General features: G+C 44.7%; 29 protein-coding genes and 1 other RNA gene. 11 read left to right on the forward strand and 19 right to left on the reverse strand.

Annotated features, from left to right (window positions below; genetic code table 11):
• The first annotated feature begins 37 nt into the window (after nt 1–37).
• A non-coding RNA gene (locus tag IE163_RS10940) (RtT sRNA) lies at nt 38–161 on the forward strand.
• A gap of 118 nt (nt 162–279) precedes the next feature.
• On the opposite strand, the gene deoC is transcribed toward IE163_RS10940, so the two are convergent.
• Both deoC and IE163_RS10950 read right to left on the reverse strand, forming a co-directional pair.
• The gene (deoC, locus tag IE163_RS10945) at nt 280–1,011 is read right to left on the reverse strand and encodes a deoxyribose-phosphate aldolase (RefSeq protein ID WP_189433015.1); all 732 of its coding nucleotides are present in this window, start codon (nt 1,009–1,011) and stop codon (nt 280–282) included.
• 253 nt (nt 1,012–1,264) lie between these two features.
• Nucleotides 1,265–1,954 carry a M48 family metallopeptidase gene (locus IE163_RS10950; RefSeq protein ID WP_189433016.1) on the reverse strand — a complete coding sequence of 230 codons (690 nt, stop codon included), beginning with the start codon at nt 1,952–1,954 and terminating at the stop codon, nt 1,265–1,267.
• A 94-nt stretch (nt 1,955–2,048) separates the two neighbouring features.
• Here IE163_RS10950 and xthA point away from each other — a divergent pair, with 94 nt between their 5' ends.
• On the forward strand, nt 2,049–2,864 hold the full coding sequence (xthA, locus tag IE163_RS10955; protein ID WP_189433017.1) for an exodeoxyribonuclease III: 816 nt from the start codon (nt 2,049–2,051) through the stop codon (nt 2,862–2,864).
• Between the two features lie 19 nt (nt 2,865–2,883).
• Here xthA and yfbV read toward each other — a convergent pair whose 3' ends face one another.
• Complete coding sequence (yfbV, locus tag IE163_RS10960) at nt 2,884–3,324, reverse strand: terminus macrodomain insulation protein YfbV (protein ID WP_189433018.1); 441 nt, start codon at nt 3,322–3,324, stop codon at nt 2,884–2,886.
• Nucleotides 3,325–3,856: 532 nt separating this feature from the next.
• Here yfbV and IE163_RS10965 point away from each other — a divergent pair.
• Genes IE163_RS10965 through IE163_RS10985 form a run of 5 tightly spaced genes read left to right on the forward strand, consistent with a single transcriptional unit; the run spans nt 3,857 to nt 6,874 of the window.
• On the forward strand, nt 3,857–4,417 hold the full coding sequence (locus IE163_RS10965; protein WP_189433019.1) for a PTS glucose transporter subunit IIA: 561 nt from the start codon (nt 3,857–3,859) through the stop codon (nt 4,415–4,417).
• Between the two features lie 27 nt (nt 4,418–4,444).
• Nucleotides 4,445–4,795 carry an ArsC family reductase gene (locus IE163_RS10970; RefSeq protein WP_189433020.1) on the forward strand — a complete coding sequence of 117 codons (351 nt, stop codon included), beginning with the start codon at nt 4,445–4,447 and terminating at the stop codon, nt 4,793–4,795.
• A 13-nt stretch (nt 4,796–4,808) separates the two neighbouring features.
• Nucleotides 4,809–5,972 carry a succinyl-diaminopimelate desuccinylase gene (gene dapE / locus IE163_RS10975; protein ID WP_189433021.1) on the forward strand — a complete coding sequence of 388 codons (1,164 nt, stop codon included), beginning with the start codon at nt 4,809–4,811 and terminating at the stop codon, nt 5,970–5,972.
• Nucleotides 5,969–6,655 carry a M15 family metallopeptidase gene (locus tag IE163_RS10980; RefSeq protein WP_189433022.1) on the forward strand — a complete coding sequence of 229 codons (687 nt, stop codon included), beginning with the start codon at nt 5,969–5,971 and terminating at the stop codon, nt 6,653–6,655. The genes dapE and IE163_RS10980 overlap by 4 nt, the downstream gene beginning before the upstream one ends.
• 3 nt (nt 6,656–6,658) lie before the next feature.
• On the forward strand, nt 6,659–6,874 hold the full coding sequence (locus tag IE163_RS10985; RefSeq protein WP_189433023.1) for a DUF2897 family protein: 216 nt from the start codon (nt 6,659–6,661) through the stop codon (nt 6,872–6,874).
• Here IE163_RS10985 and yejK read toward each other — a convergent pair.
• Nucleotides 6,840–7,871, reverse strand: a complete 1,032-nt coding sequence (yejK, locus tag IE163_RS10990; RefSeq protein WP_189433024.1) for a nucleoid-associated protein YejK — start codon at nt 7,869–7,871, stop codon at nt 6,840–6,842. The two genes, IE163_RS10985 and yejK, sit on opposite strands and share 35 nt — an antisense overlap.
• A gap of 69 nt (nt 7,872–7,940) precedes the next feature.
• On the opposite strand from yejK, the gene IE163_RS10995 reads away from it, so the two are divergent.
• Both IE163_RS10995 and IE163_RS11000 read left to right on the forward strand, forming a co-directional pair.
• Nucleotides 7,941–8,165 (forward strand): YejL family protein, encoded by a 225-nt coding sequence (locus tag IE163_RS10995; protein ID WP_189433025.1) that lies wholly within the window; start codon nt 7,941–7,943, stop codon nt 8,163–8,165.
• Between the two features lie 6 nt (nt 8,166–8,171).
• Nucleotides 8,172–9,680 carry a DUF3413 domain-containing protein gene (locus IE163_RS11000; RefSeq protein ID WP_189433026.1) on the forward strand — a complete coding sequence of 503 codons (1,509 nt, stop codon included), beginning with the start codon at nt 8,172–8,174 and terminating at the stop codon, nt 9,678–9,680.
• Nucleotides 9,681–9,704: 24 nt separating this feature from the next.
• Here the strand turns inward: IE163_RS11000 and IE163_RS11005 are convergent, their stop codons facing one another.
• The gene (locus IE163_RS11005) at nt 9,705–9,995 is read right to left on the reverse strand and encodes a hypothetical protein (RefSeq protein ID WP_189433027.1); all 291 of its coding nucleotides are present in this window, start codon (nt 9,993–9,995) and stop codon (nt 9,705–9,707) included.
• Nucleotides 9,996–10,180: 185 nt separating this feature from the next.
• On the opposite strand from IE163_RS11005, the gene IE163_RS11010 reads away from it, so the two are divergent.
• Together IE163_RS11010 and IE163_RS11015 are read left to right on the forward strand one after the other, a co-directional pair.
• Nucleotides 10,181–10,399, forward strand: a complete 219-nt coding sequence (locus IE163_RS11010; protein WP_189433028.1) for a DUF2061 domain-containing protein — start codon at nt 10,181–10,183, stop codon at nt 10,397–10,399.
• Between the two features lie 119 nt (nt 10,400–10,518).
• Nucleotides 10,519–11,364 carry a CvfB family protein gene (locus IE163_RS11015; protein ID WP_189433029.1) on the forward strand — a complete coding sequence of 282 codons (846 nt, stop codon included), beginning with the start codon at nt 10,519–10,521 and terminating at the stop codon, nt 11,362–11,364.
• Nucleotides 11,365–11,440: 76 nt separating this feature from the next.
• On the opposite strand, the gene IE163_RS11020 is transcribed toward IE163_RS11015, so the two are convergent.
• The 14 genes from IE163_RS11020 to dapA form a co-directional block, all read right to left on the reverse strand.
• Nucleotides 11,441–12,685, reverse strand: coding sequence for an SAM-dependent methyltransferase (locus IE163_RS11020; RefSeq protein WP_189433030.1), 1,245 nt, complete (start codon nt 12,683–12,685; stop codon nt 11,441–11,443).
• On the reverse strand, nt 12,682–13,431 hold the full coding sequence (locus IE163_RS11025) for a DUF1365 domain-containing protein (RefSeq protein ID WP_189433031.1): 750 nt from the start codon (nt 13,429–13,431) through the stop codon (nt 12,682–12,684). The genes IE163_RS11020 and IE163_RS11025 overlap by 4 nt, the downstream gene beginning before the upstream one ends.
• Nucleotides 13,431–14,684, reverse strand: a complete 1,254-nt coding sequence (locus IE163_RS11030) for an NAD(P)/FAD-dependent oxidoreductase (protein WP_189433032.1) — start codon at nt 14,682–14,684, stop codon at nt 13,431–13,433. The genes IE163_RS11025 and IE163_RS11030 overlap by 1 nt, the downstream gene beginning before the upstream one ends.
• A 39-nt stretch (nt 14,685–14,723) precedes the next feature.
• The gene (locus tag IE163_RS11035) at nt 14,724–15,158 is read right to left on the reverse strand and encodes a nuclear transport factor 2 family protein (protein ID WP_189433033.1); all 435 of its coding nucleotides are present in this window, start codon (nt 15,156–15,158) and stop codon (nt 14,724–14,726) included.
• Nucleotides 15,152–16,588, reverse strand: coding sequence for a deoxyribodipyrimidine photo-lyase (gene phrB / locus IE163_RS11040; protein WP_189433034.1), 1,437 nt, complete (start codon nt 16,586–16,588; stop codon nt 15,152–15,154). The genes IE163_RS11035 and phrB overlap by 7 nt, the downstream gene beginning before the upstream one ends.
• Nucleotides 16,588–17,529, reverse strand: a complete 942-nt coding sequence (locus tag IE163_RS11045; protein WP_189433035.1) for a YbgA family protein — start codon at nt 17,527–17,529, stop codon at nt 16,588–16,590. The genes phrB and IE163_RS11045 overlap by 1 nt, the downstream gene beginning before the upstream one ends.
• A gap of 147 nt (nt 17,530–17,676) precedes the next feature.
• The gene (gene ihfA / locus IE163_RS11050) at nt 17,677–17,973 is read right to left on the reverse strand and encodes an integration host factor subunit alpha (protein ID WP_189433036.1); all 297 of its coding nucleotides are present in this window, start codon (nt 17,971–17,973) and stop codon (nt 17,677–17,679) included.
• Between the two features lie 3 nt (nt 17,974–17,976).
• The gene (gene pheT / locus IE163_RS11055; protein WP_189433037.1) at nt 17,977–20,364 is read right to left on the reverse strand and encodes a phenylalanine--tRNA ligase subunit beta; all 2,388 of its coding nucleotides are present in this window, start codon (nt 20,362–20,364) and stop codon (nt 17,977–17,979) included.
• Nucleotides 20,365–20,379: 15 nt separating this feature from the next.
• Nucleotides 20,380–21,360 (reverse strand): phenylalanine--tRNA ligase subunit alpha, encoded by a 981-nt coding sequence (gene pheS, locus IE163_RS11060; RefSeq protein ID WP_189433038.1) that lies wholly within the window; start codon nt 21,358–21,360, stop codon nt 20,380–20,382.
• A 119-nt stretch (nt 21,361–21,479) separates the two neighbouring features.
• Nucleotides 21,480–22,196: a DnaA regulatory inactivator Hda gene (gene hda / locus IE163_RS11065; RefSeq protein ID WP_189433039.1), complete on the reverse strand. Its 717-nt coding sequence runs from the start codon at nt 22,194–22,196 to the stop codon at nt 21,480–21,482.
• Nucleotides 22,197–23,294, reverse strand: a complete 1,098-nt coding sequence (locus IE163_RS11070) for a DUF2066 domain-containing protein (RefSeq protein WP_189433040.1) — start codon at nt 23,292–23,294, stop codon at nt 22,197–22,199.
• Nucleotides 23,295–23,408: 114 nt separating this feature from the next.
• The gene (gene purC / locus IE163_RS11075) at nt 23,409–24,125 is read right to left on the reverse strand and encodes a phosphoribosylaminoimidazolesuccinocarboxamide synthase (protein ID WP_189433041.1); all 717 of its coding nucleotides are present in this window, start codon (nt 24,123–24,125) and stop codon (nt 23,409–23,411) included.
• 84 nt (nt 24,126–24,209) lie between these two features.
• The gene (bamC, locus tag IE163_RS11080) at nt 24,210–25,277 is read right to left on the reverse strand and encodes an NlpB/DapX family lipoprotein (protein WP_189433042.1); all 1,068 of its coding nucleotides are present in this window, start codon (nt 25,275–25,277) and stop codon (nt 24,210–24,212) included.
• Nucleotides 25,278–25,295: 18 nt separating this feature from the next.
• On the reverse strand, nt 25,296–26,189 hold the full coding sequence (gene dapA / locus IE163_RS11085; RefSeq protein ID WP_189433043.1) for a 4-hydroxy-tetrahydrodipicolinate synthase: 894 nt from the start codon (nt 26,187–26,189) through the stop codon (nt 25,296–25,298).
• Nucleotides 26,190–26,360: the final 171 nt, after the last annotated feature.

Here is a 26,360-nt window from a genome sequence, read left to right on the forward strand (position 1 = left end):
CATTTTCATACTTTTTTCTTGTTTTACATTCAAATTCCAATACATCGCATGGGGAAGGTGAGAACCTTAGTCAGGTTCGACAATGCGTAGCATTGAACAGCGGCACAGAGTGACGCTGACCTGCAAGGCGAGCGAAGCGAGTCATCCTTCCCCCTCCACCATTTCATTTTTATACTTTTTTTCTTGTTTTACATTCAAATTCGAATACATCGCATCGGGAAGGTGAGAACCTTCGTCAGGTTCGACCATTGGCAGCACACTCGATAGCTACAAACTACATCAGCAAGTTAGCTGCTGACAAAGCTCCGTTAATAAAGTACTGGCACCAATCCGCAGGTTAGCCGGAGTCGCTGACTTACCTGTTATATTTTCATATAAATCCATTAAATCTAGTGCCTGAGCAACCGTTTTCACGCCACCAGAAGCCTTAAAACCAATTGGCCGATCTGCTGCGGCTATGCTAGTCAAAATAATTCTAGCTGCCTCTAAAGTAACGCCAACAGGTACCTTGCCTGTTGAGGTCTTTACAAACTCCGCACCACAGGCAATAACTAACTCTGTTGCTTTGGTAGTCTGCTGCGCGGTAAGCAGCTCTCCCGACTCAATAATAATTTTTAAACAAGCACCCGAACTTGCCTGACGCACCGCAGATAAAAACGCTAAAACGGCGCGCTCATCACCCGCGAGCAAGGTGTGATACGGCATAACACAATCAATCTCATTAGCGCCATTAGCGAGAGCAGCGGTAATATCAGCTAAAACGGTAGTTAGAGATTGATTACCATCTGGAAAATTCACTACTGTTGCTAAAGCTGCACCTGGTGCATGAAGGCGAATAAACTCTTCTGTTATTCTTAGAAAAGAGGGGTAAACACAAAAAGCCGCAACTGGAATTGAGGTAACAGGTAAAGTTGATAGCCAATCCTGTAAATGATACTCATCATCAACCTCTTGCAGGCGGGTCACATCTAAAAGCGTCAATAATTGTAATAAACGTTGAGGGCTCGTCATCGTAGGATACTCTGTCTATGTCTATGTCTATGTCTGAATTTACCGCTATTAATCATTGCATTGGCGCTCTAGCGCAAAATATACCAATATAGCTAACGGACTGCCGCCGAGATTAAACCAAAAACGCCTGTTTATGCAAAAACTTTTCCCGGAACTTTTCATCTAGGGGCAGGTCACATTACTATGCGTTGTATGACACACCTCTCTCCTTTGATTATTCTCCATTTCATGCCGACCACTAGGTCGGCTTTTTTTAAAACAATTGTGATTGATGGGTTTTCAACCAACGCTGTGCCGCGAGGTACTCAGGATAATATGTTTTTACGAACTGCCAAAAAGCTGCTGAGTGATTCATGTACCGTAAATGCGATAATTCATGGATCACTACATAGCGAGCTACCCAATCAGGGGCTTGAAGTAAGCGCCAATTAAAGCCGACAACACCCCGACTATCACAGCAACCCCATCGACGCCGCCAACTACCGATACGAACTGCGGTTGGTGTGACCGCCATCAATGCTGCTTGCTGCTGAACTTGCTTCTGAAAGAAAACTTCGGCTAGATTCGTCAAGTAATGCTGTATCTGTTGCTCGATATAACGGTCACGTCGTGCAATATCTACCCGCATCGGTACCTGAACTTGAACTCCCTGCTCGTTAACTATCACCTGCCCTTTAGTGGCTAAAATCCAACTAAAAGCCAAAAGCTCTCCACTGATTAAAATTTGCGTACGATTAACCCAGCTAGGCTTAATCGTTACCTTACTAGTTTGTAAATGCTTTAACACCCAATCTTGTTTCTGTATTAACAGTTGCTGTAAAAACTCTGCAGACGTACCTGTCGGAGCTCTAATTTTTAGTTGTCCTTGCACTATGGCAAGTTGCACCGAGCGGCGTCTTGCGCTAAAAATTAACTCGTAATTAAAAGGTAGAGTTTCAGACATTACTATTGCCAAGCTACTTGCTCCTGTTTCGCACTGCTTCGTTTTACATGTTATGATCCACGCCAAAATAAATACGCTAGAATCTGGACCAAGTATGAAAATAATCTCTTTTAATATTAATGGTATTCGCGCTCGCTTACATCAGTTACAAGCACTGATAAACAAACATCAGCCCGATATTATCGGCTTACAAGAAATCAAAGTACAGGATAGTGAATTCCCTCTAACTGATGTACAAGCCATGGGCTATCATGTTTATCATTTTGGTCAAAAGGGTCATTATGGTGTAGCGATTTTAAGTAAAGCACCTGCACTCAGTATGCAATATGGCTTTCCTGGCGATCCAGACGATGCACAGCGTCGCATGCTTATCGGCCAATATCAGCTCAGTACAGGTAAAGTCCTCACTGTATTAAATGGTTATTTTCCGCAAGGCGAAAACCGCGAGCATCCCACCAAGTTTCCTGCTAAAACACGCTTTTATGCCGATTTGCAAAACTTTTTGGAACAACATCATAACAGTGCTGAAGATTATGTCGCTGTAATTGGTGACATTAATATCTCACCTATCGATCTTGACATCGGCATAGGCGAAGCCAATGCTAAACGCTGGTTACGTGAAGGTAAAACCTCATTTCTACCTGAAGAGCGCGCTTGGTTGCAGCAGTTAAAAGATTGGGGGCTGATTGATACCTACCGAGCCCTACATCCAGATGTCGGCTCGCAGTACAGTTGGTTTGACTATCGCTCTAAGGGGTTTGATGATAACAGAGGTCTGAGAATCGATGTGGTCATGGCGACCCCTCCACTAGCGGCACTTTGTACTGAAGCCGCTATTGATTATGAACTAAGAGGGTTAGAACGCCCCTCAGACCACGCCCCTGTTTGGTCGGTATTCAATCTTGCTTAGCATATAGGTAACGCGCAGTTTAAAACCAACGGCGCATTACGGAGTTGTCTAATTGTTGATAAGCCTGCCGTAACAGGTGGGCTAAGTCTAAATAGTTTTTCGGGATACCTGGTACTGCATCTACATTACCCTGCTTTTGGATTTGCTCGCGGATTTCCCTGGCCCAAGTAATTAAGGCGGGAGGAAGATTAGTGTTTGCACGAACACCCAACCAATACCAACCTTGTAACGGCATCGACACCAGCAATAACATCATTGCTATGATTTGCCCCAAAAAATCTGTCCCTAACAACTTTAGTTGGATACCTGCAGTAAGTATCGCCAAAGCGGGTAAATAGCGAACGGCTTTCCTAGTTAAAAAAATAACCTTATTTTCTGGGAAGATTGCATTTAATTCAGGTTTAGCTGGCCATGTGCGGCTGTACGTATAACCAGAGTTTATTGTGCTGATTAGTCTCATTTCATTACTCCGAACAGCTTCGTCTGCTACTTATTAGACATTAGCATAAAGTAGACACTACGGGCTGTTTTACTGAGTTAAAAAGTAAAAAATTAGTCATAAAATAATGAATATAAAGATTGTAGAGTTATATGTTTTTGGGATGTTTTTTCATGAAAAGTCGTGTTTATCATGCTCTTTGTCATTTCCTGCAGCTTAACAAAACTAACAAAAAACATGCCATCAAATATTTTTATTATTAATCAATATATTGAAAAGATAACTTCACATTACTCACAAAGTTATGCACAGAATCTGTGGACAACAAAAACCGCATACTTACTGCGTTGCTGGCTGTTCTTTAGCTTTTTTCAGTTAGAAAAAGCTTCTTCTCAACAGATATTCTAAACTGAATCGTCAAATTAGCCACTTTTTCAAGTTTACCATAGATATCAGCTGACGGCCTTGCTGGGCAAAAAGGCCCAAGGAAAGATACTGATATTACCGATATTTTACGTTATCATTCGTTTCAAGAAAAGATGGGAGAGTCAGCGTGTCGTATTCAGAGATTATCTGGCAACAAGATTGGTCTAAACTTCAGGGTTTTGTGATTAAAAGCCCGTTTAGCGGCCAATTAGCTCCGCTTAATATGCATCCAATGCCATTGTATTATCAAGATATACTACCTAGTACATTAAGCTGCAAACTACAGCAAGGCACCATTTATGCGCCATTTAATGCCGAGTTTTCTACCGCACGAGACCTTGATAGACGCTTAGTGTTCAAACATCAATCCGGACTTAGTCTCACATTAGACCTTCCTGTTGCTTTGCGTAATTTACATGGCAAAGGCATGCATTGGTTGAGCCGTTCTTGTAAGAAAATAACGGCCGGCACACCTGTCTTACAGCTCGATTTACCCTACTTGCAACTGGTGTTAGATGATATTTACTGCCTAGCTACCATTGTTGGCTCTGTATATGTGGACAAAATCTATAGCAGGAAAGCTCAGGTAAATGCAAACGAGGATCCGTTGTTTGTTTTACAACTGAAAACTCATACCAAAGAAAAAAGTGACTCGGCTGAGCAACAGATTTTATCTCACTCTCAATAATTTACTTTCAATATAGAAACTAAACTTATGATAAAGCTCTACGGAATTAAAAACTGCGATACGATAAAAAAAGCCAGACAATACTTGGAACAACACCGACTTGAATACCAATTTCATGATTATAGAACTGATGGTATCACCTCCGAACTCTTAACAGACTTTGCAGCAAAACTGGGGTGGCAGCCGTTGCTGAATACCCGAGGCACAACCTGGCGACAATTAAGCGACGAACAAAAAGCCAATATTGACCAACAAAGTGCTCTAGCATTGATGCTATCGCAACCGGCTTTAATTAAAAGGCCGGTGCTGGCGCACGGTAACGAATACTTGCTAGGTTTCTCAGAAAGTAGTTACGAAAAATTTATCTCAACTTTATAGAAAAAGGCGCGCTATGACCTCCCTATTTGACCCTGTAAGTAATGCCACTCTGGCACTCACTATGGCGCTGATTGAAAAGCCTTCCGTGACTCCTGAAGATGCTGGTTGCCAAAGCCTGATGGCTGACCGGCTAGCGAAAATAGGTTTTAATATTGAAATGCTGCCCTTTGATGACACCTTGAATATGTGGGCACGTCACGGTCAGAATAAACCGCTCTTTTGTTTTGCTGGCCATACCGATGTCGTACCTAGTGGCCCGGTTGAACAATGGCACACTCCCCCTTTTACTCCTACGATTATTGGTGACACCCTTTACGGACGTGGCGCGGCAGATATGAAAGGCAGCCTGGCGGCAATGATAGTCGCTACTGAGCGCTTTATCGCGTTACATCCTGAACCGGAATTTAATATCGCCTTCCTCATTACCAGTGATGAGGAAGGTCCTTTTATCAACGGCACCGTTAAAGTGGTAGAGACTTTGGAAGCGCGTCAGGAAAAAATTCGTTGGTGTCTAGTTGGTGAACCCTCCAGCGGGAAGCAGCTAGGCGATGTCATTAAAAATGGCCGTAGAGGTTCTTTAACGGGCCATCTTAGCGTCAAAGGTATCCAGGGTCACGTTGCCTATCCTCACCTGGCTGATAATCCGGTACATAAAGCAGCACCTGCATTAGCGGCTCTTGCAGCAGAGATCTGGGACAACGGCAATGATTATTTCCCAGCTACCAGCTTTCAAATCGCTAATATTCATGCTGGAACTGGTGCTTCTAATGTTATTCCAGGTGAGCTTAAAGTAATGTTTAATTTTCGCTACAGCACCGAGCTTACCGCAGAGCAATTACAAAGCCGGGTGTATGCCATCTTGGATAAATTTGGTCTGAATTATCAAATAGACTGGACTTATAATGGATTACCTTTCCTAACTGACAGCGGCGACCTGGTCGAAGCCACGGTTGCGGCAGTTGAAAAGGTGCGTGGTATTACACCACGTCTCGAAACCACCGGCGGTACTTCAGATGGGCGCTTTATAGCACCAACAGGTGCTCAGGTTATCGAACTAGGCCCGTGCAATGCCACCATTCATAAAATAAACGAATGTGTTTCTATACCTGACTTAACGCAACTTACCGATGTGTATCTGCAATTATTAGTAAATTTACAGCAACGGCTAAGTGCATGACATCCTTGATACCTGAGGTAGGGTTATTGACAGGTCTGGATAGCAGCCAGATGCGCGAAATTGACCATTGCCACCTGCTGCATCAACAGGTATTACCTGCTTTTAGACAATTAGCTCGCGCCATGGCTACAGAGGGTATTGAACTTAGGGTAGTATCGGCTTGGCGTGGCTTTGAACGGCAGGCAAAAATTTGGCGGGCAAAATGCGAAGGACTGCGGCCAGTGTATGACAGTACCCAGCAAATCGTTGATATTTCAACACTGCAGGGCTTGGCGAAACTTGAAGCCATCATGTTGTATTCTGCGTTGCCTGGAGCAAGTCGGCATCACTGGGGCACAGAACTGGATATTTATGATGCAGCAGCAGTACCAGCTGACTATGAAATACAGCTGCAACCAGCGGAATATGCTGCGGATGGGCCCTTTCACAAACTTACCTTATGGTTAGATAAGCATGCCGCTGATTATGGTTTTTTTCTACCTTATAAAGTGTATCAAGGCGGTGTAGCCGCCGAGCCGTGGCATATTAGCTATCAGCCACTAGCCAGCCAATACCAAACAGCCTTTAGCCTAAGTGCTTTGCAATACACTTTGCAACATCATGCTATTGCAGAGCAACAAAGTGTGTTACAACATTTACCCACGCTCTTTCAACGTTATATTACTAATATTTGCGAGGCATAAAACATGAACTGGCCATTATTTTGGGCGCTGGCAATCACCTTTGGTTTCGTTATCGGTAATGTAATGCTTGTTAAACGTTCTGCTAAGCAGAAGATGCCAAGCTTAAAAGACTTTAAACATCCGGCTGATGTCGGACCATTGCAGCCATCAGCAAAGCCAATGGCTACAACGCAAAACCTAAGCCCTAAGACTGATCAAAGCTCGAATAGCCCTGAGTAAAACGCTGTAGTTGATCGCGTAAATTAGGCGGCGTTCCTTTAATAACTAGGGTATCAGTCTTTACATCATACTGAACCCTTTCCCCAAGCAATTTCTCATCAAAGCTAAGCGATAAACCTCCACCGGCGCCATTAAATTTAACCAGTTTTTTCAGCTCTTTCACTTCAACAGGAAACTGTTCGGCAACCTCTAATTGCTGCTCAGCGCAGTAATGTAAAAAGCCATTCTCCTGTTCAGGATCGATAACGGCTGAAAGCTCTGCGAGTACGACCTCTTGCCCTGCTTTGGCACGCTCTTCACAATAATCGAATACCTGGCGACGGGCTGCCGTTTTTTCTTCATTGGCAAATTCTGCGGCTCCTAAATATTCTTCGACCGAAGACAGCACTTTTTGGCTATTCACTCTGGCATCTGTACCTTCGTCACAGCCCAAAAAGTCCAGGAAAAAATCTGCCACTTTGCGTCCAGCCCGACCACGAATAAAACTGATATAATTACCTTTAGCTGCATTGACAGCATATTCGGTTAAATCAACGCGTGCGGCTAATTGCATGCGGCCAATATCTAAATGACGCGAGGTTGCTAACTCTAACTGATCTGATAATTCAAAGTGATCTTTACTACCCAGCAAACACACCAGCAGAAACTCACTAGCCAAGTAACGGTAATGTGCTAACAACAAGTAACCCGTCTCAGGTAACTGGTGCTGACTTAACTCCACCACTAACGCATCAGTTGTGGCCTTGGCAAAACCTAAAAAGTTGCTTTGCTCTGCTTGCCAATCCGCTAAAGCGTTAACCACACGATCTGATTTTTCAGCATTAAAGCTGGCATAACCTTTTGCTGGTTTGCCATTATAGGCTAAATGTAGCTGCTCTACTAAGGTGGCAACCGCGGGGCCATTCCCAATTAAGTCATCACGGTAATGCGCTTTATGCTCGCCGCTATCGGTCAACGCAATAAAATTAATCGCCAAATGCTGCATATCTACCGACATAAATTTTCCTGTTTTTTCTGAATTCTGTTACTATTCTATCTGTTTAAATTATGTTTATCTGAGTATTCCATGCCTATTATATCAAAATATTCTACTGACCAGATTGAAAAGCTGGTGAATCAATTACTCGATACCCTGCACAACCAGCAAGCTACCACAGAGCTGAGTCTAATGTGCTTAGGTAACGCGGTGAGCCACGTGATTAACACCTCAGTACCTGCAACCCAGCGTGAAGCTGTTGCTAGTTCTTTTAACCAGGCATTAAGTGATGCCGTTTCACAACGCCGTAATTAACCCCCAATGGTGCTAGAGCAGAATCTCTCACTGGTTAAAAAGGTCAACCGGCTGCTAAACTGGGGGCACTGGTTTAGCTTATTTAACATTCTTATCGCACTGCTGGTAACAGCGATGTTTTGGTGGTCAGAACCGCTACCACAAAGTCTCATAGGCTGGAGTTATTTAATCTTAAACTGGCTCGGCCATACTGCTTTTATCTGCTTTATGTTTTTTATTCTAACCATTTTCCCACTGTCGCTTATTTTTCCTTATCAAAGGCATATCCGCGGCTTAGCTGCCGGCTTAGCCACTCTGGGATTGGTCGTGTTAATCTTTGATGCCTACGTATACAGCCAGCTAGGCTATCATATTGGCAGTGCCTCTTACGACCAAACTATCGACCTTTTACGACAGCAAGTCGTCACCAATCTGCGTAACTTTATCCTGATTGTCACGCTGGTTGCTGCCTTGTTATTTGCTCTTGAATTAGTAATAAGTAACTTTTGTTGGAAAAAAATTACCCGACTCAGCCAATCAGGTGTGGGAAAACCAGCACTGGTCATATTCTTCGGCAGTTTTATGTTAAGCCACTTACTACACATTTACGCCGACGCTAGATTGCAGTGGGATATTACCCGGCAAGATAATGTGTTGCCTTTTTCTTACCCCGCCACCGCAAAAAGCTTACTGGCGCGTTATCAGCTAGTCGATTTAACTAAGCGTGCACAACGCCAGGCCGATAAATTGAGTCTGCATAACCCGTTACCTGCTAGTAGTACGCTTCGCTGTGATTTGCCACTGCACCCTACTACCTTGTTATTGGTTACTGATACATTAAACGAGAGCCAACAACAGTTTTTGCGTGCTCAGCGATTACGGATACACGATCAGCATTTCGCACCAAATAACGTGACTGAAGCTTTACTTAATCTGCTTTATGGCCAATTTATGGCTGAGCAGAACAATGGTCAGACTCTGCAACAAGCTCCGGGTTGGCTTACACAATTACCTGAAGAGCGTTTTAGCGTCGTGAATCGCAATCCAGCTCTTAGCAATAGCTTGCCCTGGACACCAATAGTATTTGAACAAAAGCCCTATGCTATTGTATTCGATGGAAACCCCGAGCTACGCTGGGAAGATTATCAAGAATATCAACAAATTGTTGTAGTTCCGCTTCACAGCAACAATACTAAATTTCAATTAGCACCACAGCAAGCCTTTGTTCGCTGGCCAGAGTTGCTCACGCAAGTTAAGCAGCACAATAGCCAGCAGTTAGATTGGTTACCAACTTTGCTGTACGCTGCGGGTTGTCAAAGTGACAATCGCTGGCTGGGAGATAATTTACTAGCACCTAGCTTGTTACCTAAGCTCAATATTAGTCAGCAAGATATCATTAGTATCCGTAAAGATAAGATGATGATTTTGCGGCAAGACGGCAGCTACGGTGTTTGGTCTGCCGGTACTTTGGTCCCCCTTAATGACAGACTCGACGTTCCTATGCTGACCGACGCCTTAAAGCGGTTGGAAGACTAAGTCTTGTCATTTCTGTTACATAAACTATTGTAGCGCCTTAGGGCTTTTTAGCCTGGGGCGCTTACCCGCCAACTCAAGTTCAGCAAGATGAAATAAGTTGGTAAAGGCGATGGGCGGTGCAGGCTCACCAAAACATTCTATATAGGCAACCTCTGCTTCTTTTACTACCTGCTGATATAACTGATCATAAAGACTAAAACCATCATAGCTATAAGGCTCATTCAGCTCCGCTAACCCCAACTCGCGTTGACGACGCATAAAGTAATTCATTAAAAACTCGTACTGTTTTATATCTAACCATTCACGGCAATCCATGATCATTCCTCAGCAACCTGACTGTTAAATCAGTAATCGTTATACCCAAATAGTATACGAAAAATAACAATACACCGATGACTCCCATTAATCTAAATAATTGATTAAGGCAATTACTAATATTCGCTTTAATTAATAATAATAACCACTATCATTACCAAAAGCATCTCAAAAGGACCACAATCATGACTAAAACTATTACGTTCGCTATTATGCATTTTAGCATTGCCTTTGGCGTCACTTACTTAATTACCGGCGATCTGGTACTAGGTGGTTTGGTCGCGGTAATAGAACCTGCCGTTAACACTGTAGGTTACTTCTTTCATGAAAAAGTATGGCAGCGTTTAGAGCTACGGAAAACTGCAACATTAAACTTATTAACCAAAGGCTTTGTGAAGCTGTAAGTAGCTAGGGGCTGAAAAGTAATACCCAAATAGCGGCTGACGTCTAGTAAATTAGGCCAGCAACAATCAGCAAAAGCCGCTACAATAGCCGTCTTAAATGATTTTATGATGAGGCGAAAATGCTAGCACTGGGTACCCTAAATACATTAACCGTTAAAAAGCAGGTCAAGTTTGGTTACTACCTGGACGGTTTAAGCTGGGGTGAGATCCTGCTACCAAATAACGTCGCTCCCGCCAATTTAGAAATTGGTCAAGAACTTAACGTATTTTTATACCTTGATTCAGAAGATCAGTTAATTGCCACCACAGAGCGGCCACGCATTATGGTAGGCCAGGTCGCTATGCTGCCTGTAGTTGCTATTACCAAAGTGGGTGCTTTTTTAAATTGGGGTGTAAAGAAAGATTTATTAGTGCCTTTTAGTGAGCAGCAAATTCCTTTAAAAGAAGGCCAGCACTATCTGGTTTACTGTTATGTTGATCTTAGCAATCGTATTGTTGCATCGACCAAGTTAGACCGGCATATCCATAAAACGCCAGCAAATTATCAGATTGGCGACAAGGTAGCGATTATTGTCAGCGAACAAACTGATTTAGGCTACAAGGTGGTGATTGAACATCAACACTGGGGTGTATTGTATAAAAATGAAGTATTTAAGCCGCTACGCCGTGGTGATAAATTAACAGCTTATGTCATGAAAGTACGTGATGACGGCAAAATCGATTTGCGTTTAGTCAGTACAACGCACAAGCAAGCGCAAGAACTTACCGACAAAGTGCTGTATAAACTCAAGCAAAACGGTGGAAAACTGGCGTTAACCGATAAAAGCTCTCCAGAACAAATTTATGATGCGTTTGGCGTAAGCAAAAAAGCGTTTAAACAAGCCATTGGCGCTTTGTATAAAGAAAAGAAGATTGTCATTACCGAACAAGGCTTAATACTGGTTCCTGAACAAACCACTCCTTAAACAGCTGATTTTATATTTTAATTTATAAAGAACACCGGCAAATGCCGGTGTTCTTTATGGTATTGATAAGTAAGCTTTAAAAGCTACTACGGTTCTCTGGTTTAGTTAGCACTAAGTGTACTGCGCTGGTCGCTCGCTCACGAAAGCCCCCTTCGCAATAACACAGATAAAAATGCCATAAGCGGATAAAATTATCATCGTAGCCCAATTGATGCACGGCATCACGTTGAGCCATAAAATTATCACACCAATCTTTTAAAGTCCGTGCATAGTCAAAACCAATGTCTTGCACCTGACGGATCACTAAATCAGTTTTATCGGCAACGGCATTGGCCATCCGGCTGATAGACGGTAAACAGCCACCAGGGAAAATATAGCGTTTAATAAAGTCCACTTCCCGCACATATTGCTGATAACGATTATCTACCATGGTGATGGCTTGCAGTACCATAATACCATCTGGTTTTAGCAAGCTGCTGCACTTTTCAAAATAATCATCTAAAAAGTCATCGCCTACGGCTTCTATCATCTCAATAGACACTAGTTTGTCGTAAGTGCCTTCAAGCTCACGATAATCTTTAAAAAGCAGGGTAATTTGTTGTTCCAGCCCCAACTCACGAATACGCTGTGCCGTGTAATCATACTGCTGCTGTGAAATAGTGGTTGTAGTAACCTTGCAGCCAAAATGCTGTGCAGCGTAAATGGCCATACTGCCCCAACCAGTACCAATCTCGATGACATGATCTTCGGGTTTAAGTTGCAAACGCTGACAAATTTGCGCCAATTTGTGCTGCTGAGCTGCGGCTAAACCCACATCACCTGTTGGATACACAGCGCTGGAGTACATCATGCTGTCATCTAAAAACAACTTATACATTGCATTACCTAAATCGTAATGTGCAGCAATATTGCGCTTAGATTGTGATAAGGTATTACGATTTCGGTAATTTAGTAGCTTTAACACCGGGCGACTTAACCGAGCCCAGGTAGAGTCCATTTTATCCAGCACCGCCAAATTACGGGCGAAGATCTGCACCAACGCCGTTAAATTATCACAGCGCCAATAGCCATGAATATAGGCCTCTCCACCACCTACCGACCCTGCTAAAATCAATTTTTGATAAAAAGCCGGGTCAAGTACGGTGATAACGACCTTAAGCTCAGCATGCTCATCACCAAAATGCTGCTCATCACCAGCTTCGGATACGGTAATAGCACCATGCTGTAACTGGCTTAAAAAGTTTAAGGTAAACTTACGACATAACCGGTCGAACCAACCGAGATTATCAAAAACCGCTTTCTCGCTAAGCGACAAACTCATACATCAGATCCCCTGGACTTTGGATGGGCGTAAACAGGCACACGTTTAATTAATAACTTCAGTGCTTGCCAATAAATTCGTGTAAATATCTGTACGCTTTGCCATGGCTGACGGATCAAAATCTTCCGACGTACCGCCTTTGTTAAACTAAAACGCTGCAACTTAAACCAAGCGCTAAATACCGCTTGTTGTTCACGGATATTGGTAATACTGCAAAATAAGCTTTCGGCGGGCTCTGGGATCTGCCAGCGATATTGCATATCCAATGGATTAAAGGGCGAGACATGAAACACTTTATCATGCTGATATTGAGCGATGTCAGCACAGAGTTGCTGTAGATAGTAATGCCGCTCATTCCAGGGGGTATTACTCACTTCAGCCAATAGGTAACAGCAATCGCCATATTCATCATAACAATAGTACAAATTAAGCGGGCTAAAATACAGCCCCCAACTCGCTAAAGGAGATGCCAGAAACACCTGAGTGATACCTTTATCGCCGCCTAATTGTCGCACTTTATCACGCACTGCCTGTGCTAAATCCGCATCACCACTAAGGTAATCCTTACGCCGGTAACTAATGGCACCAAAAGCATTAAACTTAATCCCAACCGCCGCCAAGCTGGTTTTCGACAATTGAGAGCAATCTAACCAGTAAGCACTATATGGATAATCAAAGCCATGTACCTTAGGTAAAAAGCGTTTATGGCCTACCCGGCCACAATACACGGCATGACCGCTTTGCATCAGTAACTTACTCCAAGCATAGCAGCAACATCAACGGCACTGCGTGCGCCATCTTCATGAAAACCGTTATACCAATAGGCGCCACAAAAGTAGCTGTGACGCTGACCATTAATTTCAGCACGCCGCTGCTGGCACGCAATAGTCATCGGGTTGTAAACAGGGTGCGCGTAGTGGTAAACGCCCAAAATTTTATCCTTAGCAATATTAGTGGTATTGTTTAACGTAACACAAAAGGTCACCGGCGCAGTCAAACGCTGCAAAATATTCATATTGTACGTTAAGGTTGAGCGGTCACTACGCTGGTTATCTAAATTGTAGTTCCAGGAGGCCCAAGCTGCCTTTCTTACCGGTAATAGACGAGTATCGGTATGCAGCACCACTTCATTCTGCTGATAAGCAATCCCGCCAAGCACCGCAGTCTCTTCATTTGATGCATCTTTCAGTAACGATAAAGCTTGATCGCTATGACAAGCAAACACCACTTTATCAAATTGCTCAGTCTTGCCATCAGCATAGTGGACTGTGACACCATCAGCTTGCCGCGAAACGCCAGTAATATGTTGATTAAGGCGTAACTTATCGCTCCCCACCTTTGCCAACAGCGCCTCGACATAACTTCTGGAGCCACCTTTAATCACTGACCATTGCGGTCTGTCATTGATATTTAGTAAGCCATGATTATTAAAAAATCTTAAGAAAAACCGCACCGGAAATTTAGGCATATCGGTTAAGCCAGCGGACCAAATAGCCGCTCCCATTGGCAGTAAATAATTATCTCGAATACCGGCACCAAAACCATGCTTATCTAGAAATGCACCCAACTCCAAATCAAGATCAGCATGATCAGCAGCAACCAGCTTCTTACCTAGCTTATTAAAACGGGTGATCTCGAGCAGCATTCTCCAAAAAGAAGGACGAAAAATATTACGCTTTTGCGCGAATAAGCTGGCAAAGGTATTGCCGTTATATTCCAGATTATTTTGAGTATTTTTTACGGAAAAGCTCATTTCGGTCGCTAATGAAGCCACACCCAACTCAGCGATAAACTTATTAAAAATAGGATAAGTCCAATTGTTAAACACGATAAAGCCGGTATCAATAGCGTAGTTTTGCCCTTGTACTTCTACATCCACAGTCGCAGTATGGCCGCCTAAATAATTATTCGCCTCTAATAAGGTCACATCATACTTTCTTTGTAGTAGATACCAACTCAGCATGCCAGAGATACCACCACCAACTACTGCAATACGCATAAATTTCCTTAACCCTATAATTTTAAATACTGCACTAAATTACTTATCTGCCATTTTCTGGCGTACTTTGCCGGTAAGCCAGCTCACCACTGGGATATGCTGATAGACCATCTCTGTGAGATCATAATAATCACGATGGTAAATTATTTGTCCCTCTTGCCAACGTAAGGCTGAGCAACCGTCCACCGTAACTTCTTTACCCTTACCAATGGCTGGATGGCTAAAACACATTTGCCAGCTCAAAAAGCCTTCATCACCTGTTACCACGGCCTGCTCTGCGGTAAAGCGAGCATAATTAAGCCGCTGATAACCATGCTCAAGGTAAGATATTAATTGATCTCTGCCCCGAATTTGATGAACAGGATCGATAAACAGTACTTTTGGGTGATAGATCGCCTCAGTACTGCCAAGGTTACTGTTGGAGAGCTGATTAAAATAATCCAGAAAAGCCTGAATACGTGCGTCAACTAGCATGGTGACTCCTGGCTTTTAACCGCAGAAAACAAGGCTAAGGTGAGTTTACGTGCCTCGTTATGTTCAACCACCGGCCGAAAATACCCTTTAGCAGTAACAGGCTTATGCGGCCAATGGATCTCTTTATTGGTTTTGCTCGCGAGCATGGGTAAATAGCGGCGAATAAAATCGCCTGACGGATCGAAGCGCTCGCTTTGCGTTACCGGATTAAAAATCCGAAAATAAGGTGCCGCGTCGGTGCCGGTCGATGCCGCCCATTGCCAGCCGCCATTATTGGCGGCAAAATCACCATCAATTAATTTCGACATAAAATATCGTTCACCCCAGCGCCAATCGATATGTAAATCTTTTACCAAAAAGCTGGCGGTGATCATTCTAAGCCGATTATGCATCCAACCGGTTTCATTCAATTGCCGCATAGCGGCATCCACTATGGGGTAACCGGTCTCGCCACGACACCAGGCTGCAAATAACCTGTTATCGTTTGGCCAATTAATCCGATCCGTTTCCGTTTGAAAAGCCTGATGTTTAATAAGCCGAGGAAAAGCAACTAAAATGTGCTTATAAAAATCCCGCCAAATAAGCTCAGATAACCAGACAGAAGCCCCGCTTTTCTCTTGCTCGAGTTGTTGCCCAGCTTCATGTTGTAACCTTGCCACACATTGCTGCGCAGATAGCACGCCAATGGCTAAATAGGCTGACAAAGAAGAGGTACCATCAATAGCAGGAAAATCGCGTGCCGTTGTATAATCTTGCACCCGCTGCTGGCAGAAAATGCGCATACGATTAAGCACTTCCAGCTCGGCCACTGGCCAGCCAGCAGAACTGTTATCGCCAGCCTGCATAGGGGTTAAATTAGGTACAACGATAGCGGTAGCGCTTTGTACTGCAGGCTTGGGAAAACACTTTACCCCAAATGTGGCTAGTTTGACTAACCAATTGCGCTTAAACGGCGTAAAGACTTTATAAATATCCCCCTGCTGCGTTAATACTGAGCCTGGAGGCATAACACATAGTCTATCAAACCAATAACAAGGGATCTGTTGTTCATGTAATTTGGCGGCAACCGCATGATCACGAGCATGCTCACGCACTTCGTATTCCTGCTGGGCATATAACGCTACGACACCTAGCGGCAGTAGCTGTGCGATCACTGCAACGCAGCTGTCGTAGTCCATACCTTCAACAGCCAACAAAGGGATCTTGAGTTCAGCCAATTCAGCCGTTAACGCAGCTACCCTTCTACGTATAAGATCTTGTCGTATCATTGCCATATCGTGCTGTTGCCAGCTAAGTGGTGTCGCAATATACAAGGCTAATACAATACCGTTATCTAGCTGCGCAGCCTCTCGCGCAGTGTATAACGCTTGATTGTCGTGGTAACGTAAATCATGCCGTAACCAAACCAAATGAACCGGAGTCTTCTCCATTATGCGCGCAGCCCCAATTGTTCTGGATAAGGATTAAAATAGACTTGTTGCTGTAAATAGTTATTCGGATACAAACGCAGATAGTGCTGCAATAACGTCACCGGCGCCAACAGCGGTACTCGTCCGCAGCGATAGCGGTTAATCAGTTCAGCTAGCTCCTGTCGTGCCGCACTGTCCATTAATTTTTTTAAAAAACCCTGCAAGTGCTGTAACACGTTAGCATGCTGCTTACGAGTGGCAATATTGCGCATCGCTTGCATTAACTCGGTTAAATAACGAAGTTGTAACTCCGCCGGCTGAAATAACTTTGCCTCGGCAACCAGTTTCCCTAACTGATGATAGGCAACGGGAGAATGCGCCATCACTAAAAATTTGTAACGACTGTGAAAAGCGACCAATTTACCAATAGAAAACCCATCACGCATCGTTTTTTGAAAATCGTGACAAGCAAACACTCTGCTGACAAAGTTCTCCTTTAAAGCAGGATCTAGTAAGCGGCCGTCTTCTTCCACCGGTAACCACGGATACGCTTGCATTAATTGCCGGGTGTAAACCCCCACTGCAAGCTTACCTAAGGCATTACCCTCAGTATCATAGAGTTTGACACGTTCCATACCGCACGTAGGGGATTTTGCACAAACAATATAACCACTAAGCTCAGCAAAACGAGGTAGCATCTGCGCCGTGTAATCTAACATTTGCTCAGTGTAATCCAGGCTATTATCCCGGCTTTGTACCAACCTAATTTGTTGCTGTGTATCTCGTTGTAAACGGATAGCTGGGCGTGGCACCCCCATGCCAATAGCTTGCTCAGGACAAACAGCAACATACTGCACTAAAGGTTGTAACTGCTGTGTACAAAAGGTGGAGGCTTTGTGCCCCCCGTCAAATCTTACTTTATCGCCTAAGACGCAGGCGCTGATCCCAATTTTTACTGCCATAAGGTTATGCCCTGTAGTGAACTTATTTCTTTACAGTTTTACCATTCATCTGGATCAGCTAATCTTTGAAAAAAACTAAAAAAACGGTAGTTACAAGTAACTACCGTTTTCTGATTAAGGTGTTCAAAAGCAGAGTTAAAAACCTTGTTAGGCTTTACTGGTACCCGCCTCGACCCGAGACTTTAACTTCTGGCCTGGACGAAAAGTCACCACACAGCGCGCCGAAATCGGGATATCTTCTCCGGTTTTCGGGTTACGCCCTGGCCGTTCATTTTTGGTGCGCAAGTCAAAATTACCAAAGCCAGATAGTTTTACCTGCTCGCCGGATTCCAGTGCGGCACGGATCTCTTCAAAAAAAGCTTCTACTATCAGCTTGGCATCGCGTTTGCTCACGCCAAATTTGGTAAACAGACGTTCAGCTAAATCAGCTTTGGTAAGCGCCATTTCTTAATCCCTCAACGTTGCGTCGAAATCATCTTTAAGTACGCTAACCACTTGATTTACAACCAGTTGGATATCTTTATCCTCAAGCGTACGCGCACTATCTTGTAAAGTCAGAGCAATTGCTAATGACTTAAAGCCCTCTGCTACACCCTGACCGGTGTAGACATCAAACAATTTTAGGTCAACTAACTGATTTGCGCCAACTTTTTTTATACTAGCAACAATATCGGTAAATTGCACATCTGATTTCACCACTATCGCTAAATCTCTACGATTTGCCTGGTATTTTGACAACTCTTGGGCTTGCACTATCTGCCGCTCACCCAGCGCTGCCAGCTCTAATTCAAATAAGTACGCTTTGCCCTTAATGCCCAGCTTGCGCTCAGCTTCTGGATGTAGGGCACCCAGATAACCTACGTGCTGCTCATTGACAGAAACAGCCGCAGTTTGCCCGGGATGTAACGCACAGTGCTCAGCGGCAGTAAAACGCACGGCATGCTGATTGGACAATAACGCTAATAAAGCCTCAACATCAGCTTTAATATCATAGAAATCTACCGGGCGCTCGGCAATGCTCCAGTGTTCATTAGCTAAGGAGCCAATAATAACGCCACCTATTACCGGTACCTGGCGTACGCCACCTTCAGCTTTAGCATCAGGGATAAACTTTAGGCCATACTCGAATAAGCGTAAACGGTTCTGCTGACGGCTTTGATTATACTGTACTGCCTGTAGCAAACCTGGCCATAAATTAAGGCGCATCGCCGACATATCGGCAGAAATCGGATTAGGTAATACCAAAGCCTGCTGATTAGCAAACAGCGCTTGCTGTACTTTAGGATCAACAAAGCTGTAGGTAATGGCTTCCTGGTAACCTCGGTCGACTAAGACCTGTCGCATTTGCGGCACACTCAACGCCGCCTCTTTAAAAGCACGCATCTGTAAAGAGGCTACTGGCGCCACATTGGGGATATTGTTGTAACCGTATACCCGCGCCACTTCTTCAATCAGATCTTCTGCAATGCTGATATCAAACCGGTACCCTGGTACAGCGACCTGCCAGCCTCCAGCGATTTCGGTAACATGCAAACCAAGACGGCTTAAAATATCTGTAACTTCCGTCTTCGCAACATGATGACCTAAAATACGCGTTAACTTTTGCTCAGTTAAGCTAATAGGTGCTTTTTGCGGCAAGTGCTCGTTGGCAACGGCTTCTGTAATGGGGCCTGCCTCACCACCGACAATCTCTAGCAATAAGGCGGTTGCCCGCTCCATCGCTGTGCGCTGTAATGCAGGATCAACACCACGCTCATAGCGATGCGAAGCGTCAGTATGTAAGCCATACTGACGTGCTTTGCCGGCAATGGCTAAAGGTGCAAAAAAGGCGCTTTCCAGGAAAATGTCCGTAGTATCGGTGGTTACACCGCTAGCTAAGCCACCAAAGATACCCGCCATTGCTAGGGCCTTGTGTTCATCGGCAATCAACAAGGTGTTGTCATGCAGGCTGACTTCATTACCATCCAGCAACACCAACTTCTCGCCGGCTGTCGCCATACGCACTTTAATCGCGCCATCAATTTTTGATAAATCAAAGGCGTGCATCGGATGGCCAAGCTCTAACAAAATATAGTTAGTAATATCGACGATAGCATCAATACTGCGTACACCCGAACGGCGTAACTTTTCGGTCAGCCATAACGGACTGATCGCCTTAACGTTAACATTACGAATCACCCGGCCCAAGTAACGCGGACAAGCCGCTGGCGCCTCAAGAATAATGGCTTTTTGCTCATCAATAGCAGGAGCTACTGCGGCAATAACCGGCTCGCATACTGTTAATTTATTTAACACTGCGACTTCTCGGGCCAGGCCTTTAATCCCTAAACAATCCGCCCGATTTGGCGTTAAATCTACTTCGATAGTCACGTCATCCAGCGCTAAATACTGACGTAAATCAGTACCTACAGGCGCATCTTGGGGTAATTCTAAGATCCCATCTGAATCGTCAGCCATGCCAAGCTCAGAAAATGAACACAGCATGCCATGTGATGGCTGACCACGTAATTTGGCTTTTTTAATTTCAAAGTTACCTGGCAAAATGGCGCCAACCGTAGCAACCGCAACTTTTAAGCCTAAACGGCAGTTTTTAGCACCGCATACAATGTCCAGCAGCTCTGGGCCGCCAACATTTACTTTCGTCACTTGCAACTTGTCAGCATCAGGATGAGGACCACAAGCAACCACTTCACCTACGACGACACCGTGAAAGTCCCCCGCCACTTTTTCAATACCATCAACTTCCAGGCCAGCCATGGATAACTGTTCAGATAAGGCCTGAGTATCCAGCGCTGGGTTTACCCATTCACGTAACCAGGATTCGCTAAATTTCATGTTTTAATACTCCGCTTATCTGAACTGCTTTAAGAAGCGCACATCATTTTCAAAGAATGAGCGTAAATCAGTTACGCCATAACGCAACATGGTTAAACGCTCTACCCCCATACCAAAGGCAAAGCCGCTATAGACTTCAGGGTCGATACCCACAGAGCGCAGTACATTGGGGTGCACCATGCCACAGCCTAATACTTCTAACCACTTGCCATTTTTACCCATCACATCCACTTCAGCCGAAGGCTCGGTAAAAGGGAAAAACGAGGGTCGAAAACGGATCTTTAAGTCTTCTTCGAAGAAATTATGCAAAAAGTCGTGCAAAATACCTTTAAGCTCAGTAAAGCTAACGTTTTTATCCACCATCAAACCTTCAACCTGATGGAACATCGGCGTATGCGTTTGATCATAATCGTTACGATAAACCCGCCCTGGCGAGATAATACGCAATGGCGGCTGTTGTTGTTCCATAGTGCGGATTTGCACGCCCGACGTTTGAGTACGCAGCATCAGCTTTGGATTAAAATAAAAGGTATCGTGATCGGCACGGGCCGGATGATGTTCAGGAATATTCAACGCATCAAAGTTGTGGAAATCATCTTCAATTTCCGGACCATGCTTGGTTTCAAAACCCAGTTCGGCAAAAAAACTCTCAATGCGCGCAATAGTGCGGCTAACTGGATGTAAACCACCCGCTTCTAAACCACGACCTGGTAGAGTGACATCGATGCGTTCCTGTGAAAGCTTGGCAGAGAGTTGCGCTTGCTGCAGAGCATCGCGCTTTTCGTTCAGTGCATCTTGCACTTGCTGCTTTAAATCATTAATTTGCTGACCGGCAATTTTACGTTGCTCCGGATCCATGGCACCTAGTGATTTTAACAGTTCGGTAATACTGCCTTTTTTGCCCATAAAGGTTACGCGAACCTCTTCCAGAGCAGGAATATCTCCAGCAGCGGCAACCGCCGCCAGAGCTTCATTTAATATTGCTGTCAGGTTCATTGTTTTCCTCAACGTCAGCAGAATTAACTTTGTTCAAAGTTGCTAATAATACACCAGAAATCACCACTGCCGCAGGCTTAGCTCCAGATTTTTCGACTGAAAATACAATTTTTCAGCCATCACGCTGGTCTTTGTGGTATTTCTTGTAAGATTTCACGGATAAAAGGAATAGTCAGTTTGCGTTGATGCACTATTGAGGCTTTATCTAACCGATCTAACATGGCCACTAAGGCTCTGATATCCCGGTCATGGTGATTAAGTAAATAGCGTGCCGCCTCATCTGGTAATTCAATACCGCGCAGCCGGGCTTTTTGCTGAAGTAACTTTTGTTTATCTTCGTCACTCAGTAATCTTAACTGAAAACTGGTACAAGCATGTAACCGCGACACCAAGTCAGGCAAGGTAATGCCTAACTGTTGCGGGGCCTGATTACCGACGATAATCAGCGCCTTACCCTGTTCGACTAAACGATTATAAAGATCAAATAAGGCTACCTGCCATCCTAGATCACCAGCTATTGCCTGAATGTTATCCAAACAGACCAGATCCAATTGCTCTAGATTGTCTAATATCCTTGGGCTTAGCTGCTCACAATCTTGTAGGGCCAGCAGTTGACTGGTTAACCCTTGTTCCTGCGCTTGCACGCAAGCGGCGTACAACAAATGAGATTTGCCGCTGCCACTGGCGCCAAATAAATACACAGGTGCTTGACCGAAGGGTTTACGCAAATACTGTTTTAAGAAGCTGACTGCCGCACTTTGCTCTGCGGCATAAAAGCTATCTAAAGTCTCATCTTCTGGCAGAGTTACAGCCAGAGTGTATTGCAAAGGCTGCATCTAGGGCTTGCTATAATCAAACTCAGCCAATACAGTCTGCGGCGTTGTTGCCGTCGCATAATCTGATGACCAAGGATCCGCTGCTGGCCGCCGCGTTAAGTTAGGCTCAAATACTAAGCTCTGTAAAAGCTGTTCTTCACTCATCTGCAGGGTCAAGCCAAACAGCGTTTCTGCTGGAGCATGGCGCACTATTTGCACTCGGCTAACCCCTAGTAACTCACTAAAACGGCGCTCCAGTGTAACCACATCAGCCAAGCTTTTCAGCCCATTAATTTGCAGCACTGCTTGCTGCTGCATATTCGGAGTTAATAAAATTGCATATTGCTGCGCTAGTTGTTGGCTAAGCCGGTCTGCATATTGCTGCATCAGCTGTTGCTCGCTAGTTGCCTCCAGCTCATCACGCAATATATTACCATCATGCTGCCTCAATGCTGTTAACTTCCAACCACCCGCCTCTGTGTTACCGGCAGCCTCAAGCAACAGCACAACAATTTGATGTACACGATAGCGACTACTCGCTTGCTCAATTTGCTGCCAAAAACCGGCCCAAACATCGGTTTCCGTTAAATTAAGTAAATCATCAATATCATATAACGGTAAAGTGTAAGGTAGGGCTTGGGCCGTAAGCGCTTCTTGTAAACTTTGCAGCCAGACACTATCGCTTTGCCGCACAAATTGGCGTTCTGCACCCTGTTGCTCCACTATCCAAAACAACAGCTCGGGTCGTTGCCCTCCCCAAATCGGAATTTGCTGCTGGCGCAGTAATTGCTGAATACGCTGCGCGTCTAATAATACACGGACACTATTACCGTGATCGGTACGTACAGCTTCAAACTGCTTTACATAGCTCGCAGCATTAGCCAATTCACTGCGCAACTGGGGTTGTTGCATGATGTCAGGCTGACCGGTAACCCGAATCAACACCTGTTGCAAGGCTTCACGTTGCCATTGTTGTTGCGTTTGCTCTGCACTCACCTCTGCCTGATAAAGAGAAGATCGTGCAGCCGCTTGTAAGGCGCTGCTCGGTAGCAAAACTACCAGTAACAATACAACCAAACGTTGAAACGCCTGTAATCCTTGCCATTTTGTTACTACCATGCGTTCTCCTGCTCCTTATCAATCAGCCTTGCCATGTTAAATATAAAGCCACCCGCAGGTGGCTTTATCGAGCTTACTGAATATCTGTCCAACATAGCGCCAAACTGTCAGCGCTTAGGCCAGATTTACACCTAGCCGCTGAGCAACCTCTTCGTAGGCTTCAACTACGCCACCTAAACCTTGGCGGAAACGATCTTTATCCAATTTCTTACGAGTTTCTTTATCCCACAAACGACAACCATCTGGTGAAAACTCATCGCCCAGCACAATTTTACCATTAAACAAACCAAACTCGAGTTTGAAGTCAACCAACAGCATACCCGCTTCTGCGAACAACGCGCTTAGCACCTCGTTGGCACGATAGGTAAGTTGCTTCATTTCGGCGAGCTGCTCGGCAGTGGCCCAACCGAAAGAAACGGCCAATGACTCGTTCACCATAGGATCATGCAGGGCGTCATTTTTCAGAAATAGCTCAAAGGTTGCCGGCGTTAATGCGGTTCCCTCTGTAACACCTAAACGACGAACTAACGAGCCTGCAGCATAATTGCGCACTACACACTCTACCGGGATCATCTGCAATTTCTTTACTAATACTTCATCATCGCTTAATAGCTGCTGAACTTGCGTTGGAATACCCGCTTGTTCCAGTTTTTGCATAATAAAGTAGTTAAATTTATTGTTGATCATGCCTTTACGATCAAGCTGTTCAATACGCTCACCATCAAAGGCCGAGGTATCATTTCGAAAGTGCAGCACTAACAGATTTTCATCAGTCGTGTTATACACAGTTTTGGCTTTTCCACGGTACAGCTCAGTTGTCTTTTGGACCATTTTCCACTCCGAACGGCAGGCACTAAAATCAGGCGCAAAGTATAAAGGGCTTTGGCCTGATCGCAAATGACTTTTTACTGCTGATTATAACTCAGCACCAGCAGCACGGATAGCTGCAACCACTGGCTCATATAATGCAGTAACTTCTGCTGCACTTAACGGCTGACCGTCTTTATTCAACCAGGAAATAGCCGTGTTATTGTTAGGTAACCGTGATAACACTATCTGATAATCACCTTCCACTAACGGCAAGCCTGTCGGAGCAGAGCGGAACGTTACTGCGCGCCAAAAACCACGCTCTGGCTTCGTATAGTTAACAAAGTAAGTAAATACCGAACGATCAAAATCTGTGACTGTCAGATTTAACTCACTAAATAGCAACTCTAGCTGCGACCAGGTAACATCTAATGGCTGACTGGTTACCAGTGCCGGATTACCCGCTTGATCCATGCCAGGTTCAAGTGAAACTTCTGCTACCTGAGCACGCATCTCACGAGCAATTTTGGCTTCAGCAATAGCAACCTGATTAATTACCCTATTTAACAAATTAACTTCATTTGCTTTCACATCAACTGCGGTTAACTGTTCTCCGGGTACAAAGTACTGATGCTCCAACAACGCTACCGTCATACTCAAACTACGGCCATGAGGTCTTGGTGCCAACTCAATAGCATAACGTACCTGATCAACCGCATTTTCCGATTTCCAAAACCAAAATCCCGCGCTGCGTGAGCGAGTGATCCAACCCGTTTCGTAGCGCAAGCCTGTCTCATCTGTCTGCGTTAATCTTACTTGCTGACCGACAAAAAATTGCTGTAATTGTTCACTGATAAAGGGTTTGATATCACCGGTATAATCATTACGTTCAAACCAGACTCGCGCCAGTTTCTCTTCTTCTTCCAACCGACTGCTACTTGCCGTCGCCAAAATAAGCGTTGGCGAACGTTTATCAATAAGAGTGCCTGAATTTGTCGACGCTGTTGATATAGCAGGAATATCGTAAGCAGAGGGCTGGTTTGGCACCGCCATACCCGCCGGAATGCGTAGCGTTACTTGCCTGGCATCCTTGTTTTCTGCTGGTGTTTTGTCAAATACTGCACAGCCGCTTAATAGCACACTCACAGCAACACAACCTTGGGCCCACTTTTGCACCTATACTACTCCTGCTTTTCAGTTCCGGTCCTGATATTGAATTCCGGCTTGTTGTAATGCCTGTTCGATTATTGTGTTATGAATTGGTTCCAATTGCGTAAGAGGTAAACGCAGGAAATCTGACTGCATTAGCCCCATTCGCCATAACGCCCATTTTGTTGGAATGGGATTTGACTCGATAAATAAGTCACGATGCAAAGCTTGCAGACGCCCGTCTAAACGGCGAACCTCAGCAACATCATCTGCTGTCGCTGCCTGACAGATCGCCGACATTGCCGCTGGCGCCACATTAGCAGTAACGGAGATCACGCCATGCCCACCTGCCAACATAAATTCAGCGAAAGTCGCATCATCACCGCTTAGTAGCATAAAGTCAGAGGGACATAAGGCTTGCAAATCTGCTAGACGGCTTAATGAACCTGTCGCCTCTTTAATACCAACGATATTAGGAACCTTAGCAAGTGCAGCCACTGTGGCGGGTAAAATATCAACGCCGGTACGCCCCGGTACATTATAAAGAATGATCGGCTTATCGGTTACCGCAGCTACCGCACTAAAATGCGCTAGCATACCTTTTTGAGTAGGCTTATTGTAGAAAGGCGTCACCGTTAGATAACCGGCAATAGGTAAGTCAGCAAAAAATTGTGTTTTCTCAATAGCATCACTGGTTGCCATAGCACCATTACCCGCTATCACCGGAATTTTACCTGCTACCTGCTCGCATACTGTTGTCATTACCGCATGTTGTTCTGCCAGGCTGAGGGTAGCGGCTTCGCCAGTAGTCCCCATAATGACCAAACCATCGCTTCCCTCTGTTAAATGAAAGGCGACCAGCTGTTGCAAACTATCAAAATCGACCTGACCATCGGCGGTCATCGGGGTCACCAGGGCAACGATACTCCCACTGAACATGCTACTGCGGCTCCACAAATAGAATTTAAGGCCGCCTATGTTAAAGACAGCTGACACTAAACACAAGAACGCTTTGGCGCTCATCATCAGTCTGATGCACAGATGACATTCAATTTTTGTATGTTAAACTGCCGGCAACTCGTTAATTTGCTGGCTTTTACAAGAAAATAA

It is taken from the genome of Alishewanella longhuensis (genome assembly GCF_014653435.1).
Taxonomy (GTDB): domain Bacteria; phylum Pseudomonadota; class Gammaproteobacteria; order Enterobacterales; family Alteromonadaceae; genus Alishewanella; species Alishewanella longhuensis.